8 protein-coding genes are annotated in these 14250 nt (G+C 73.4%); 3 read left to right on the forward strand and 5 right to left on the reverse strand.

Features of this window, described 5'->3' with window-relative positions; genetic code table 11:
* Positions 1–71: 71 nt before the first annotated feature.
* The 3 genes from murJ to ACFVYA_RS08665 form a co-directional block, all read right to left on the reverse strand.
* On the reverse strand, positions 72–1958 hold the full coding sequence (murJ, locus tag ACFVYA_RS08655; RefSeq protein WP_387043849.1) for a murein biosynthesis integral membrane protein MurJ: 1887 nt from the start codon (positions 1956–1958) through the stop codon (positions 72–74).
* 889 nt (positions 1959–2847) lie between these two features.
* Positions 2848–5004, reverse strand: a complete 2157-nt coding sequence (locus tag ACFVYA_RS08660) for a DUF6049 family protein (RefSeq protein ID WP_387043763.1) — start codon at positions 5002–5004, stop codon at positions 2848–2850.
* Positions 5001–5543 (reverse strand): NUDIX hydrolase, encoded by a 543-nt coding sequence (locus ACFVYA_RS08665; RefSeq protein ID WP_387043765.1) that lies wholly within the window; start codon positions 5541–5543, stop codon positions 5001–5003. Before ACFVYA_RS08665 ends, ACFVYA_RS08660 begins: the two co-directional genes overlap by 4 nt.
* A gap of 101 nt (positions 5544–5644) precedes the next feature.
* Between ACFVYA_RS08665 and ACFVYA_RS08670 the strand changes: the two genes are divergently transcribed.
* From ACFVYA_RS08670 to ACFVYA_RS08680, 3 genes are read left to right on the forward strand one after another with little or no spacing between them, the layout of a single operon-like run.
* Complete coding sequence (locus ACFVYA_RS08670; RefSeq protein WP_387043767.1) at positions 5645–7081, forward strand: CCA tRNA nucleotidyltransferase; 1437 nt, start codon at positions 5645–5647, stop codon at positions 7079–7081.
* Between the two features lie 3 nt (positions 7082–7084).
* Positions 7085–8392 (forward strand): sensor histidine kinase, encoded by a 1308-nt coding sequence (locus ACFVYA_RS08675; protein ID WP_387043769.1) that lies wholly within the window; start codon positions 7085–7087, stop codon positions 8390–8392.
* Positions 8393–8404: 12 nt separating this feature from the next.
* The gene (locus tag ACFVYA_RS08680) at positions 8405–9256 is read left to right on the forward strand and encodes a class I SAM-dependent methyltransferase (RefSeq protein ID WP_387043771.1); all 852 of its coding nucleotides are present in this window, start codon (positions 8405–8407) and stop codon (positions 9254–9256) included.
* Here the strand turns inward: ACFVYA_RS08680 and ACFVYA_RS08685 are convergent.
* Both ACFVYA_RS08685 and ACFVYA_RS08690 read right to left on the reverse strand, forming a co-directional pair.
* A complete protein-coding gene (locus tag ACFVYA_RS08685) occupies positions 9243–11150 on the reverse strand; it encodes a TNT domain-containing protein (RefSeq protein ID WP_387043773.1) in 1908 nt (635 codons plus the stop codon). The genes ACFVYA_RS08680 and ACFVYA_RS08685 overlap by 14 nt on opposite strands.
* A 34-nt stretch (positions 11151–11184) precedes the next feature.
* Entirely contained in the window at positions 11185–14247 is a 3063-nt protein-coding gene (locus ACFVYA_RS08690; RefSeq protein ID WP_387043775.1) for an ADP-ribosylglycohydrolase family protein, read from the reverse strand.
* Positions 14248–14250 lie beyond the last annotated feature (3 nt).

The following is a 14250-nucleotide window of genomic DNA, read 5'->3' on the forward strand; positions in this document are numbered from 1 at the left end:
TCCCGCTAGCTCCCCGCTCCAAGGTTACCCAGAATACGACGCGGGAGTCGTCGCCTTCCGTACCGCAATCGTTACCGGCGCTTGATCAACCGGGTGAACCTCGAAGTGGCCGGCTGGAGCTCCTCGACCTTCAGGGCCATCAGCACGCCGAACGAGACGACGATGCCCACGATGCTCTGCAGCAACAGTTTCGCCCAGGCCCCCAGGCGAGGCCCGAACGCGTCCGGCACGAGCTTCCCCGCCAACCACGCCGCGGCGACGCCGAGGACGCTCGCCACGACCGTGAACAGAATCACGCCAATCACCCGCTTGCTGCGCAAGTTGCCCAGCGTCACCCAGAGCCAAACCTGGCCGAGGATCGCGCCGACCACGAACGTCAGCGCGTTGACCATCATCACGCCGAGCACGACGTTGTCCGGCGCCAGCAGCACCGGGCACAGGTACAGCAGCGGCACCTTGACCAGCGTCATCACGATCATGATCAGCGTCGGCGTGCGGGCGTCCTTCATGGCGTAGAACACCCGCATCTGCAGCATCACCAGCGCGTACGGCAGCAGGGCGAACGCCGAGATCGCCAGCGCGTCGCCGAGCCGCTCGGCCGTGTCGAGCGTGCCCTTGCCGAAGGTGAACAGCGCGATGCCGATCGAGCCGCCGACCACGGTCATCACCGCGGAGATCGGCACGAGCATCACCGTCGAGATCCGGGACGCGTACGACAGGTCGCCGATCAGCTTCTTGTGGTCGCCGTCGGCCGCCGCGCGGCTCATCCGCGGCATGATCGCGGTCAGCAGGGAGACGCCGATGACGCCGTACGGCAGCTGGAAGAGCAGCCAGGCGTTGCTGTAGGCCGTCACACCACCGGGCGAACCGCTGGTCAGCACGCGCGTGTTGATCGTGTAGCCGATCTGGCTCACCGCGACGTAGCCGAGGATCCACAGCGCGAGGCCGCCGAACTCCTTCATCTGCTTGTCGATGCCCCAGCGCCACTTGAACCGGAAGCCGGACCGCAGCAGCGGCGGGATCAGCAGCAGTGCCTGGGCGACGATGCCGCCGGTGACGCCGATGCCCAGCGTCAGCACCTTGGGGTCGGTGATCGAGACGTGGCCGGTGTCGATGTCGCCCGGCATGATCCAGACGACCAGGATCGTGAAGATGACCACCAGGTTGTTGATCACCGGCGCCCACGCCGTCGGGCCGAAGATCTGCTTGGCGTTGAGCACGGCCGAGAGCAACGCGAACATGCCGTAGAAGAAGATCTCCGGCAGTAGCAGGTAGGCGAACGCCGTGGTGAGGTCCGCACTCGCCCCGCCGGAGGAGTCGACATAGAGACTCGTGAACGCCGGCGCCGCGATCACCGCCACCACCGTGCCGACCAGCAGCAGCGAGAACGCCACCGTGATCAGGCGCTGGGTGTAGGCCGTGCCGCCGTCGGGGTCGTCCTGCGAACGCACCAGCAGCGGCACCACGACGCTGGCGAGCACGCCACCCATCAGCAGCTCGAAGATGATGTTCGGCATCGTGTTGGCGACGTTGAACGAGTCGTTCGCGATGCCCTGGCCGATCGCGCCGACCAGCAGCAGCTTCCACAGGAAGCCGGTGATCCGGCTGATCAGCGAAGCGATGGCCATCCGGCCGGACGCCTTCGCCAGCGACGGCGCCTTGGCCGGGGCCTCCGGCACGTCCTCGCCCGGCCGGGGCTTGACCAGCGGCCCCTTGAGCGCCGGCATGACCTGGGTGGCCAGCGCGTCGTACGGCCGCATGACGTCGGGGTCGGCGACCGGCCAGCGCGAGTTCAGCGGAACGCCGGCGGTGCGCGGGATGAACCGCGTCGCCTCCGGGTCGGGTGGGCGCGGGACCTGCTGCGCCTCCTCCTGCCACGGCCGGACGGGCGCCGGGCGGCGGGAGCCGCGGCCGCGGGGCGGGACGGGCGTGCCCGGCGGCGGGGTGCCGGGGCCCAGCGCCGGATTGCCGGGCGGCGGGGTGCCGGGAGGCGGGGTCGGGGGCGGGGGCGGTGGCAGCGGCGGCGCGGACGGCTGCGGCAGCCGGCCTTGGAGCGACGCGCTCTGCTGCGGCCCGCCCGGTTGTGGCGCGCTCGGTTGCGGCGGCGGACCGGGCGGCCCCGCCGGGTTCGGCAGATTCGGCGGCGGCACCGGCTGGACGCGGGTGGGCGCCGGCCCCGCGCCGCGCGGGGGCTGGCCGCCGCGCGGCGGCTGAGGCGGGCCCTGCGGGGGCGGGACGCGCCGGACGGGGCGCCCGTCACGTCCGGGGCCGTCGTCGCCCACCGGACGTGGCTCGCGGACCGGACGGCCGTCTCGAGGAGGTGCGTCGTCGCCTGCCGGGCGTTCCCGGACCGGAGCCTCGTCGTGGACGGGCCAGCCGTCGCGCGGGGGGACGTCGTCGCGGGCGGGCCGCCGGCCACGGGCCGGGGCGTCTTCGCGCCCGCGACGCTGGTCGCGGGCCGGGCGGCGGGGCGGGACGTCGTCGCGGACCGGGCGCTGGTTGCGGACCGTCGCGTCGTCCGGGGGTGGCATCTGGCGGGTGTGGCCGTTGCGGGGCGGCTGGCGGCGGCCGCGCTCCGGGGGCGGAGGCGGCGGCTGCTGGCGGCGGACCGGCTGGGACGGCTGTGCCGGCTGTGCCGGCTGTGCTGCCTTCGGGGGCCCGTCGCCCCGTTGCGGGGGCGGGGGGCCTTCGCGCCGAGGACGACCCGCACGCTCGGGTGGTAAGCCCGGCTCTCTCTCCAACGCGTGCCCAATCCTCGGTGCTCTACTCCGGTGCCGCGGCCCGGTGCCGCGCACGTGCGGACCAAGGGTAATCGCGAACCGCCCGGAACACTCAAAGGCCGAGCGATCAGCTCACGACGTCGCGGCCCGCGCGGGCGTCCTTCACCCGCCGGTAGATCCGCCGGGAAGCGAGCAGAAGCAGGGCCACACCTGCGGCGACGGTCGCGATGATGGTGATCGCGCCGTATTCGGTGGACGTCAGTTCGAACCGCGCGGATGACCCGAGCGGGGTACCGGTCGGCGTGCGCAACGACACATCGACGCTGAACCGGCCGGCCCGCAGCGCCTCCACCGGGAGGAAGTAGTTCTTACCGCCGCTGGCGGGGAAGAACCGGTCACCGGCCTCCTCCGGGCGCAGGCCGGTGTTGTTGTCGAGGGCGAACCGGGCGTTGATCCCCACCGGCAGGTCGTTGCTGACGTACACCGGCAGCGGCGAGTTGCCGGACGCCAGCGCGATGGTCTGCTTCGGCTGCGAGACGGTCACCCGGCCGCTGATCGCCGTCAGCTCGGCCTGGGCGTTCGTGGTCGCGGCGTCCGCGGGCAGTCCCCGCCACGCCGTGGAGGCACCACGCAGCTCGGCCAGCCGGACCGGCTCGACGACGTCGTCCGGTTTCACCCGTTTGGTCGGGTCGAGCTGCATCGCGGACGCCAGCCCGGTGGCCTTGACGTCGAGCCCGGCCAGCGTCGAGACGACGTCGGCGTCGACGCCCGTGACCGGGACCGGCTCACCGTCGCCGACCGAGCCGGAGGTCGCCGGGGCGGCGGCGAGCAACGCCGGCAGCCCGGTCGCGGTGACCAGGCCGGCGTTCAGGAAGTCGCCGACCTGCTGCAGGTAGGTGGCGAACTCCTCGGGCGAGGCGTCCCAGCGCCGCGGCGGCGCGACCAGCACGTGGTCCGGCCGCTGCTGCCCCGCGGCCAGGCCCAGCCCGGCGCGGTAGGCGAGGGCGCCGAGGCCGTTCTGGGCGGCGATCGCCCGCTCGGTCGTCGCGGGGACCGTGACCGAACCGGGCACGGTCGGAACGCCGGTCATCGCGGCGGAGATCAGCGAGTCGGTCGGCTGCACGCGGACGGTGCTGCCCTGCACGGTGACGCCGCCGCCGGCCGCGGCGGGCGCGAGCTTGCCCGCGTCGGTGAGCAGGGTCCGCACGCCGGCCTCGGTGAGCGCGGTGAGCACCGACGCGCTGGGCGTGCCGTCCGGCCAGAGCACGCCGGTCTGCGGGGTGACGTCGGTCAGCTCCTGGATGGTCGCCGCGCCGGTGGCCGCCCGGGTGACCAGGCCGGTGTCGCCGGGCCGGATCCGGGTGAGCGCGTCGAGGTCGGCGTCGGCGAACGGCAGCGCGACCACGCAGCGGCCGCCGACCAGGGTGCGGAGCTCGGACAGCCACGTCTTCGCCGCCTCGGCGCCCTTGCCGTCGACGTTGCCCGCGTCGGTGTGGACGAGGTAGCCGCGGGTCATCGCGTCGACGGTGGCGAGCAGGTCCGGGTCGAGCGCGAAGCACATCGACTTGGCGAGGCTGGAGTTGTCCCGCACGGCCGACGCCGCCGAGGTGACCAGTGCGTTCAGCCGGCCGTCCCCGCCGAGCTCGGCGGCCAGCCGGTCGTCGGCCAGCACCACCGGGTTGCCGTACGGCGCCGCGTAGACGTGCGGGACGTTGCCGGTCAGCGGCCAGAGCAGGGTCATGCTCGGCGGCGTCCCGGTCCGGCCGCCCGCCTGCCGGCCCGGCCCGGCCAGCACCGGCATCAGCATGCTGACCGCGCCGAGCCGCGCGGGCCCGCCGAACTCCGGGGTGCCGTTGACGTTGACCAGCAGCGGGTAGACGCCGGGGAGGGCGAACCGGCCCGCCCGTGTCCCGGTCAGCGGGACGGTGATGTCCAGCGGGGCGCTCTGGCCCGGTTCCAGCACGTCGGCGACGGAAGTGAATTCGGTCAGCGGGGTGTCCCTGACGACCGCGCCGGACAGCACGTCGCCGACCCCGCGTTCGGTCGTCGCCCGGTCCCCGACCTGCAGCCGCACCTGCGGCTTGACGACCCGGCGGTCGCCGGTGTTGGTCACCGTGCCGGTGACCGTCAGCGCCGTCGTCGAAGTCGTGATCACCCGCGGGCTGAGCCCGGCCAGGTCGACGCGCAGGCGCGCGCCGTCGGCCGCCTGGGCCACCGAGGCGCCGGCGAGGGCGGGGACGGCCAGGAAGAGGACGGAAAGGAAGGTTGCGGCGAACCGCTTCACTCGGGGGCTCCCTCAGGGGCGTGCTCGTCTCGTCCGAGGACGTCCGGGCGCGCGAAAAGTTCCTTGGCCTTCCGGACGAGCTTGCGCTCGTCGGAGTAGGCGAGTTTGGTCTCCAGCTCGGCCAGCGGGACCCAGGCCACCTCGGTGACCTCGACGTCTTCGTCGGAGAGCTCACCGCCGAGCGCTTCGAGCAGGAAGTGGTGCACGGTCTTGTGGATGCGCCGCTTCTCGGCCACGAACCAGTAGTCGATGGTGCCCAGTGGCCGCATGACGCGCGCGGAGATGCCGGTTTCCTCCTTCACCTCGCGCACAGCCGTCTGTTCCACCGTCTCACCGTCCTCGATGTGGCCCTTGGGCAGCGACCACAGCAGTCTGCCGTGCCGGTCGAGCCGGCCGATCAGCACCGCCTGTTCGCGATCCGCATCGACCACGAGGCCACCGCACGACGTCTCGTCGACCGTGGTCAGGCGCCTGCCGCGTTGACGCCTCCGCCGCCTGCGCGGCTTCGAGGCGCCGGGGCGGCCGGCTGATCCAGACATGCTGCGATGCTAGAGCAAACGGTTGCCCCGGTAGGCTGGCTCTCCGTGTCCGTGTCCGGCGGTGCCTGGAGCAATCGCACCTGGAACGTAGTGGGATTTTCGTGAACGACGTGGTCGACAAGCAGGTGGTGGAGCTGATGCAGGTCTCCCCACTGGCGGAGGAGCTGGCGGAGCGGTTCGCCAGGGCGGGGCACCGCCTGTACCTCGTGGGCGGCAGCGTGCGCGACGCGCTGCTCGGCCGGGAGTCCGGCGACCTCGACTTCACCACCGACGCGCGGCCCGACCGGGTGCTGAAGATCGTCAGCGGCTGGGGCGACGCGGTCTGGGACGTCGGCATCGCCTTCGGCACGGTCGGCGTGACGAAGAAGGGCATGCAGCTCGAGATCACGACGTTCCGCGCCGACAGCTACGACCGTGTCGGCCGCAACCCCGAGGTCACCTTCGGCGACAGCATCGAGGGCGACCTGCTGCGCCGCGACTTCACGGTCAACGCGATGGCCGTGGAGCTGGCGTCCAAGACGTTCATCGACCCGCACGACGGGCTGGGCGCCCTGCGGGAGCGGGTCCTGGACACCCCGGCGACGCCGCAGGAGTCGTTCGCCGACGACCCGCTGCGGATGCTGCGCGCGGCCCGCTTCGCCGCGCAGCTGGGCTTCACCGCCGCGCCGCGGGTGGTCGACGCGATGACGTCGATGGCGGAGGAGATCGACCGGATCACCGCCGAGCGGGTGCAGGCCGAGCTGTCGAAGCTGATGCTGGCGGCCGACCCGCAGCCGGGCCTGGAGCTGCTGGTCGACTCCGGGCTGGCCGACCGGGTGCTGCCCGAGGTGCCCGGGATGCGGCTGGCGATCGACGAGCACCACCAGCACAAGGACGTCTACCAGCACTCGCTGACCGTGCTCGCCCAGGCGATCGACCTGGAGAAGACGCACGAGCCGACGTCCGAGCCGGACCTGATCCTCCGGCTGGCGGCGCTGCTGCACGACGTCGGCAAGCCGGCGACGCGGGAGTTCCAGCCGGGCGGCGGTGTCAGCTTCCACCACCACGAGGTGGTCGGCGCGCGGATGGCCCGCAAACGTTTGCGGGCGCTGAAGTTCTCGAAGGAGATCGTCGACGACGTCTCCCAGCTCGTGTTCCTCCACCTCCGGTTCCACGGCTACGGCAAGGGCGAGTGGACGGACTCGGCGGTCCGCCGGTACGTCACCGACGCCGGGCCGCTGCTGACCCGGCTGCACAAGCTGGTCCGCGCCGACTGCACCACCCGCAACCGCCGGAAGGCGGCCGCGCTGCAGGCGACCTACGACGACCTCGAGGCCCGGATCGCCGCGCTCAAGGCCAAGGAGGACCTCGACCGCGTGCGGCCGGACCTCAACGGCGAGCAGATCATGGAGCTGCTCGGCCTCAAGCCGGGGCCGGACGTCGGGAAGGCGTGGAAGTTCCTCAAGGAGCTGCGCCTGGACCGCGGGCCGCTGGACCACGACGAGGCGGTCGCCGAGCTGAAGAAGTGGGCCGCGGAAAACGGCATCGGGGGCGTCTGACCGGTGGCGGGCGGGGGCAGCTTCCTGGTGGCGCTGCTGCGGCGCGGTGCCCCCGCGATCGCCACCGCCACGAGTGAGCTGCCCGACGAGATCGCCGATCCGGCCCCGATGCACGCGCTGCGGCGCATCTCGCGGATGTCGGGTCCGATCGACCCCACCGAGCGCGACGGCCTGCTGCTGCGCGCGACCCGGTACGTCGTGCTCATCCCGCTGGCGTACCGGCTGCTCGCGGTGCCCGGCCAGTTCGGCGTCTACGTCTTCCAGCGCGGCACGACCGGGCTGCTGCCGGTCGGGGTGTTCACCCTCCTGTCGGTGGCGCTGAACGTCATCGGCCTCCGCTGGATGTTCCGGTCGGCGCCGTTCCGCGGCCGGAACGCCGGGAAGCTCCTGGCCGTCGACCTGGCCTTCACCGTGCTTTCGCCGCTGGTCATCGCGCTGACCGTGCCCACGCAGGCGTACTTCGACGCGCTCGCGGTCACCAGCGTCCACCTGTTCGGCGAGATCGGGCTGCTGACGCTCGCGCTGGGTCTCCCCATCGGTGTGGTGTTCGGGCTGCTCAGCTTCCCGCTCCGGATGCTGGCGAACTGGCTGAACACCGGCGGCTTCCTGGCCGGGGCCGCGTTCTCGACGTACTCCGTCCTGCTCGCGGAGCTCTTCCTGGCCACCGCCGCGCTGGTGCTGACCGGTCTCGGCACGCGCCTGGCGCTGGCCTACGGCACCCGCAACGGGCGGCTCGCCGAGCGTGCCCAGCAGCACCGGATGCTGCACGACACCGTGCTGCAGACGCTGGAGGCGATGGCGCTGTCCGGCCCCGGCGACGCCGAAGAACGGCTGGTGGAGATCCAGCGGCTGGCACGGGCGCAGGCGATGGAGATCCGCCACACGATCGAGTCGGCGGCGTCCGAGCGGGCCGAGGCCGGCGCCCGGCCGCTGGGCGAGAAGCTCGCCGCGCTCGCCGCCGAGATGGCCCGCGACGGCCTGCGCGCCCAGCTCGTGGTGGCCGAGCTCGACGACGACACGCTCTCGGAGGTCCGGCAGATCGCCATCCGGGACGCCGTCCGCGAGGCGATGCGGAACACGATGAAGCACTCCGGCACCGACCGGGTCGTGGTCCGCGTCGAGGAGCGCGACGGCGGGATCGCGGTGATCACCCGCGACCACGGGAGCGGGTTCAGCGCGGCCGACCACCCGGCCGGGTTCGGCATCAGCGAGTCGATCACCGCGCGGCTGGCCGAGGTCGGCGGGACGTCGCTGGTCGAGTCGGGACTCGCCGGGGGTGGCACGCGGGTGACGTTGTGGGTCCCGTTCTGATATTCCCTGACCATGACCTCGATCGACCTGCTGGCCGACGCCCTCGCCGCCTACCGCTCCGGTGACCGCGACCGGGCCGCCGAACTCGCCGCCCAAGCCGGGCGGGCCGGCTCCACCCTGGCCGACGAACTGCGGACCTACCTGGCCGGCGACGGCTCGGCGCCGGTGTACGACCAGCCGAGCGCGTTCACGGCGTTCATCCGCGGCGGCGGCAACGTCGGGCTGTACCGGGCGCTGAGCGCCGAGCTGGCCGCGCGGTACGACAGCGCGAAGCCGGAGTCGCTGCTCGACCTCGGCTGCGGTGACGGCCTCGCCGTGGTGCCCGCGCTGGAGCAGGCGTCGCACCTCCCGCCGCGGATCGACCTGGTCGAACCGTCGGCCGCGCTGCTCGAAGGCGTGCACGAGCGGGTGCCCTCAGCCCAGTGCTGGCAGTCGACCGCGCAGGACTTCCTGGCCCGCGACGACCTCGGCTGGGACTTCGTCCAGTCGACGTTCGCGCTGCAGTCCATCGAGCCGGAGCAGCGCGCGGAGGTGCTGCGCGCGCTGCAGCCGCGCACCGGGACGCTGGTGCTCGCCGAGTTCGACGTCCCCGAGTTCGAGGAAGGCTCGCCGGAGCACCTCCGGTCGCTCGTCGAGCGCTACGAGCGCGGGGTGGCCGAGTACGGCGAAGACGCCACGCTGGTCGCCCAGGGCTTCCTGCTGCCGGTGCTGCTCGGGATCGTCTCCGGGCAGCAGCGGACGAACTGGGAGCACCCGGCCGCGGTCTGGGCGGAGCAGCTGACGACGGCGGGCTTCGCGGAAGTCGACGTCACCCCGCTCGCCGACTACTGGTGGTCGCCCGCCGTCCTGATCACTGCCTGCTGAGCGAGCCGGTCTCCACGTGCTGGGCGAGCGGCCGGGGCAGCAGGTGGGCGACCGCGCCACCCGGCATCCCGCCCCACGGCGCCGCCACGCCGGTCAGCACGCGGATCGCGCGCTGCACCCGGTACAGCCGCTTCTCGCGTTCGCGCTCGAACGCCAGCGCTGTCTCGACGAACCGTGAGCCGTCGGCGTGCACCAGGTTGCCGGTCTCGTTGCCGAACCGGACGACCGTGGTGCCCGGCGGCAGCGTGATCAGGCGCTTGCCGCGGTAGAAGTTCAACGGCGGTTCCCCGCGCATCGGCAGGATCGGCCAGTCGGCCGGCAGGTCGGACTCCTCCGCCGGCCGCGGCGGGAGCATCAGCAGCACGCCCAGCAGGAACCGGGCCGCGTCGCCGAGCGAGCCGAACGCCACCGGCTCGTCGGACGGCGGCCGCGAAACCTCCCAGCCGTTCTCGGCCCGGCGCAGCGTCCAGACGTCCTCGGCCGGTATTTCGTTGGCGCCGATCCGGTAGGCCGCCGCCGGCACGCCGTGCTCGGCGAGCCGCTGCTGGAGCAGCTCCAGGGTCTCCGCGCCGCGCAGGTTCCGGACCGGCTCACCGCGGGCGACGCGGGTGAGCGCGCGCTCGTCCGGCAGATCCGCCGCCGTCTGCGGCGGCCGCGGCTGGCCGAGGATCTCCGCCTCGGCCGTCGCGCGGACGAGCTCCCGGACGAACGGCGGCCGGAAGCCCGCCGCACGTGCGTGCTCGACCAGCTCCGGCTCCGGCGGCACCCCGTACTTGCGCAGGTAGTGCGGCACGGCGGCGGGCCAGATCCAGGTGCCGTCGGTGTGGAACGCGTTCGGCACGTCCGGCTTGGCCCCCGGCGCGCCGAAGATGTCCGGCAGCGGCGCGGGCCGGTGCAGCGCCACCGGCGCCCGGAACAGGTAGTCGAGCAGGCCGCGGACCTGGTCCGGCGGCACCGGCGGCCGGGTGACCACCGGGCGCTCGCCCTCGACGTGGGCGTCGGCGACCCGCGCGTGCCGGAACACGACGTCCAGCGGCAAGCCCGCCTTCGCCGTCAGCCACGCCGGCAGGTGCTTCGGCGTCCGCGGGAAGGTGGCCAGCTCCAGCTCGTAGGCGGCGGTCGACGGACGGCCGCCGTCGTTGGGCGGCACCCGCCAGTCCGGCTCGCGGTCGGCGTCGAAGTCGAAGTCGAACTTCGACTCGGCGTCGAGGGTGAACGTGCCCTGGAACCAGGTGCCGGCCTCGGCCTGGAACATCGCCGCCCGCAGCCGTGCGAAGAGCCCGCCGAGCCGGGGCACCGCGGGCAGCGACACCGACACCGGGCCGTCCTCGTCGCCGACCGCGCGGACCTCGATTTCGGCGTAGTCACCCACCTGCCGGAACTGCGCGCCGACCCGCGTCCAGCCGCCGGGCACGGTGTGCAGCAGCGTCCGGCCGATGGCGCGCAGCAACGCGTTCTGGTCACCGGTCCCCGGCTGCGGCCGCGCCTCCGGCGTCTCGGTGAAGTCCAGCCGCGTCTGCCACAGCGCCGTGACCTGCTTGGCCGGCACGGTGACCGAGAAGTCGGTCAGGCCCAGCTGCGCCGCGCGGGCGGCGTCATCGCGGACCCAGCGCAGGGTCAGCTCCGGCCGGTCGCCCGGCGCGACCTCGAAGACCTCGCCGTCGTACTCGGCGAAGGTCCGCAGCGTGAACGTCGACGGCACCTCGCTCGCGGGCACCACCCGCGCCGGACGCCCGTCGAACTCCTTGTCGAACCCCTCCGGCGCCTCTTCCTCCGGCAGCACGGACAGCAGCACCGTGCCGTCCGTGGTCGACCGCTGCGCGCGGAAAGTCCCCTCGCCCCACGTCGCATACAGGCCGTCCGGGCGTTCGGCCACTTCAACCCGGTTACGCACGTTTGTCCCTCCCCGTCCCCCGTGAACCAAGAACCTAGTCGACCGGGTACCGAGCGAACCACCGGTCGTCGCCCGGCGCACCCGGGCCGAACTCGGTGAGCGCGTCGTCCGCCAGGCCGACGATGACTTCGCGGAGTTCCAGCCGGTCGAGCCAGCTTGGCCGCAGCGCTTCCTCGCCGTACATCGCGCCGACGAGGTTGCCGCAGACGGAACCGGTCGAGTCGCTGTCACCGCTGTGGTTGACCGCCGCGAGCAACGCCGAGTCGGCGTCCGTGGTGGTCAGTGCGACGTACACCGACATCGACAACGCCGTCTCGCCGACGTTGCCCTGTCCGAGCCGCTCCAGCTTCTCCGGCGTCGGCGGTCCCTGCTCCGCCAGTGCCGCGTCGAGCGCCGCGCTCTGCTCTGCGTGCCCGGGATGCTTGACGAGCTCGGCCCGTGCGGTCGCGACCGCGTCGAGCAGCGGCTTTCCGTGCAGCAGCTCGTGCACGATCACCGCGAAGCACCCCGACGACAAATACCCGCTGGGGTGACCGTGGGTCAGCGCCGCGCTCTCGGCCCCGAGCCGGAACACCTCGGCGAGGTCGTCCGACCACAGCGCGATCGGCGCCGCGCGCATCACGCCGCCGCAGCCCTTCGAATTGTTCACCGGCCGGTCGATGGTGCCCCGGACGCCCGAGCGGCCGTACGCCTCGAGTTCGCCGAAGCAGGTCAGCCCCGGTGCGCGCCGGCTGAACAGCTCCTGGTGGCCGATCAGCCAGCCGTCGGCCGCTTCGACCGCCGACTGCGGTCCACGAGCCCGGTCCCACGTGACGCCCTGGGTGTGCAGCCAGCGCTGGTAGGCCATCTGCAGCGAGTGGACGACGTCCGCGGACCCGGTCCGGCGCTCCTGAGCGTGGGCCCGGATCAGCGCTTCGAGCGTGAAGAGCGTCATCTGCGTGTCGTCGGTGATCCGGCCGACGCCGCCGTACGCGGGGATGAAGTCGGTGATGCCGTCCGGCCCGGCGATCTCCCGGATCCGGTCGATCGAGTCGAACTCGGTCTTCGCGCCCAGCGCGTCACCGATCGCCCCGGCCAGCAGGCTGCCCCGCAGTCGCGATCGCAAGTCGGGACCCGTCCCCTTCGGTTCCGGGGTGAACCGGCCGCTCGGGTACCGGCGCTCCCAGCGTGCGTGTTCGGCGGTCTCCGTCCGGAGGCCGTTGCGGTTGAAGTACCAGAAGACGTCGCCGGCGACGTCGTCGAGCAGGCCGAGGTCGGGCAGCCCGGTGGCCAAGGGCAGGCCGGGCACCCCGACCCGGGCGCCGACCAGCGCGCCGGCGATCGCGCCCGCCACCGGCCCGGACCGCGCGGCGAGCCTGATCGCGGCTTCCGGGTCGTAGCCGCGCTTGGCCGCGGCGAACAGCGCGCGGCCGAGCACCGACCGGACGCTCCGGCCGTCGCCGATGGACTCCAGCTGGGTGACGTCGTCGGCGTCGCGGTCCGCGCGCAGCGCCAGCGTCGACGCCGCCAGGTCGCCACCGACCTCGTGCAGGCGGACGTGCACCGGCAGCGCGAACGGCTCCCGCGTCAGCAGCGCCTGGAACAGAGAAATCAGCAGCTCGACGCCTTCGGTGACCTCGGCGCCGGCGGCGCTGCCGGTCAGCTCGCGGGCGACGTCCTTCGCGTACCGCTCGCCGTCGACGTCCGCGAGGGCCACCGCGCCGGCCGGGGTCGCGGCCAACGCCGTGGCCAGCAGGGCGGAGAACTCGGCGGGCGCCGGACCCGCGTGCCGGGTCGCGACGGCGAGCCAGCCGACCGGGTCCGGCTCGGGCAGGGTCGCCGGCACTTCGCCGGTCGGCACCGGCGGCAGGCCGCGCAGCACGATGTCGGTGTGGAAGAGCAGGTGCCGTGTCAGGCCGCCCAGGGGCAGGGGGCTCGCCGGGTCCGCGCCGCCGCCCAGGGCGTCACCGATCGCGAAGCCGACGTATGCGCCGAGGATCCGGTGCCACGCGAAGCGGTCGGCCGGCGTCCCGAAGGCGGAGAACTTCCCGAACGTCCACGGCACCGGCCGTGGGCGCGCGTCTTCGTCCACGTGTGCGATCAGGCCGTTCGCGCCCAGGTCGGCAGGCCATTCCGGCTCCTGGCCGGCCCGGCGGCGGACGCCGTTGCGGTACTGCCAGGCGAACCCGCGCAGGTACCGGACGCACTCCTCGGGCGTCAGTTCGAAGTGGTGGTCGCGGGCGTGGTCCAGGGCGTACCGCAGGTGCCGTTCCAGCAGGTCGGGCGGCTCGACGCCGAACTCCGCGACCAGTGCGGGCAGTGCCGCGGCGACCTCGGGCCCGGCTTCCGGCGCGGGCTCCTCGACCGGGGGCCGGGGTGCGGTCGCGGCACCGCCGGCCGCGGCGAGCTCGGCGGCGGTCAGGCTGCGGACCAAGCCGCTGCCGGGGTCGAGCGTCAGTCCCGAAGACGGCGGCAGCTCCCGGACCGGTACCCGCCACCGGCGCGGGTACCGTCCGGGCACCTTCGCCGACGAGCTGTAGGCGATGACTTCACGCCCGCCCGTGCCGGGGACCGGCCGCAGCAGCGGCTCGCCGGTGCCGAGCAACGGCACGAGGACTTCGCAGTCCAGCAGGGCGCGGACGAACTCGCCGCGGCTGATCCAGTTGGCGGCCAGGTAGTTCAGCAGCTTCTCGGCGTCGGTGGCCGGCACCGGGAAGCCGCGCCAGACCGGGCCGGGGGTGTACTGCTCGTTGACCCGGTACTCGCCGTTCGCCCGGGTCCAGCCGCGCACGGCCCGCACCGGGAGGTCGAGCTCGGGGAACGCCTTCTCGTCGAACTCGGGGTCGACGTCCGGGCGCCACTCGGCCTCGGCGGGCGCGCTCGCCATCGCCGGCTGGTCGAACCCGATCTCGCCGCCGTCGTCCGGCACGAGGACCACCGGGCCGGGGAACAGGCCGGCGCCGATGTCGGTGCCGTCCAGGTAGGCGGCCGCGTTGACCGTGAAGCTCCAGCCGTCCGGGCGGCGCGCGGTGAACTCCGGCCGGATCCGCAGCCGGTCGCCGCCGGGCCGCGTGCGCAGCCACTCTCGCGCGCGAGCGGCGGCTTCCTCTTCGTCCATTCT

Origin of the sequence: Amycolatopsis sp. NPDC058278 (genome assembly GCF_042881395.1) — a bacterium.
GTDB lineage: Bacteria > Actinomycetota > Actinomycetes > Mycobacteriales > Pseudonocardiaceae > Amycolatopsis.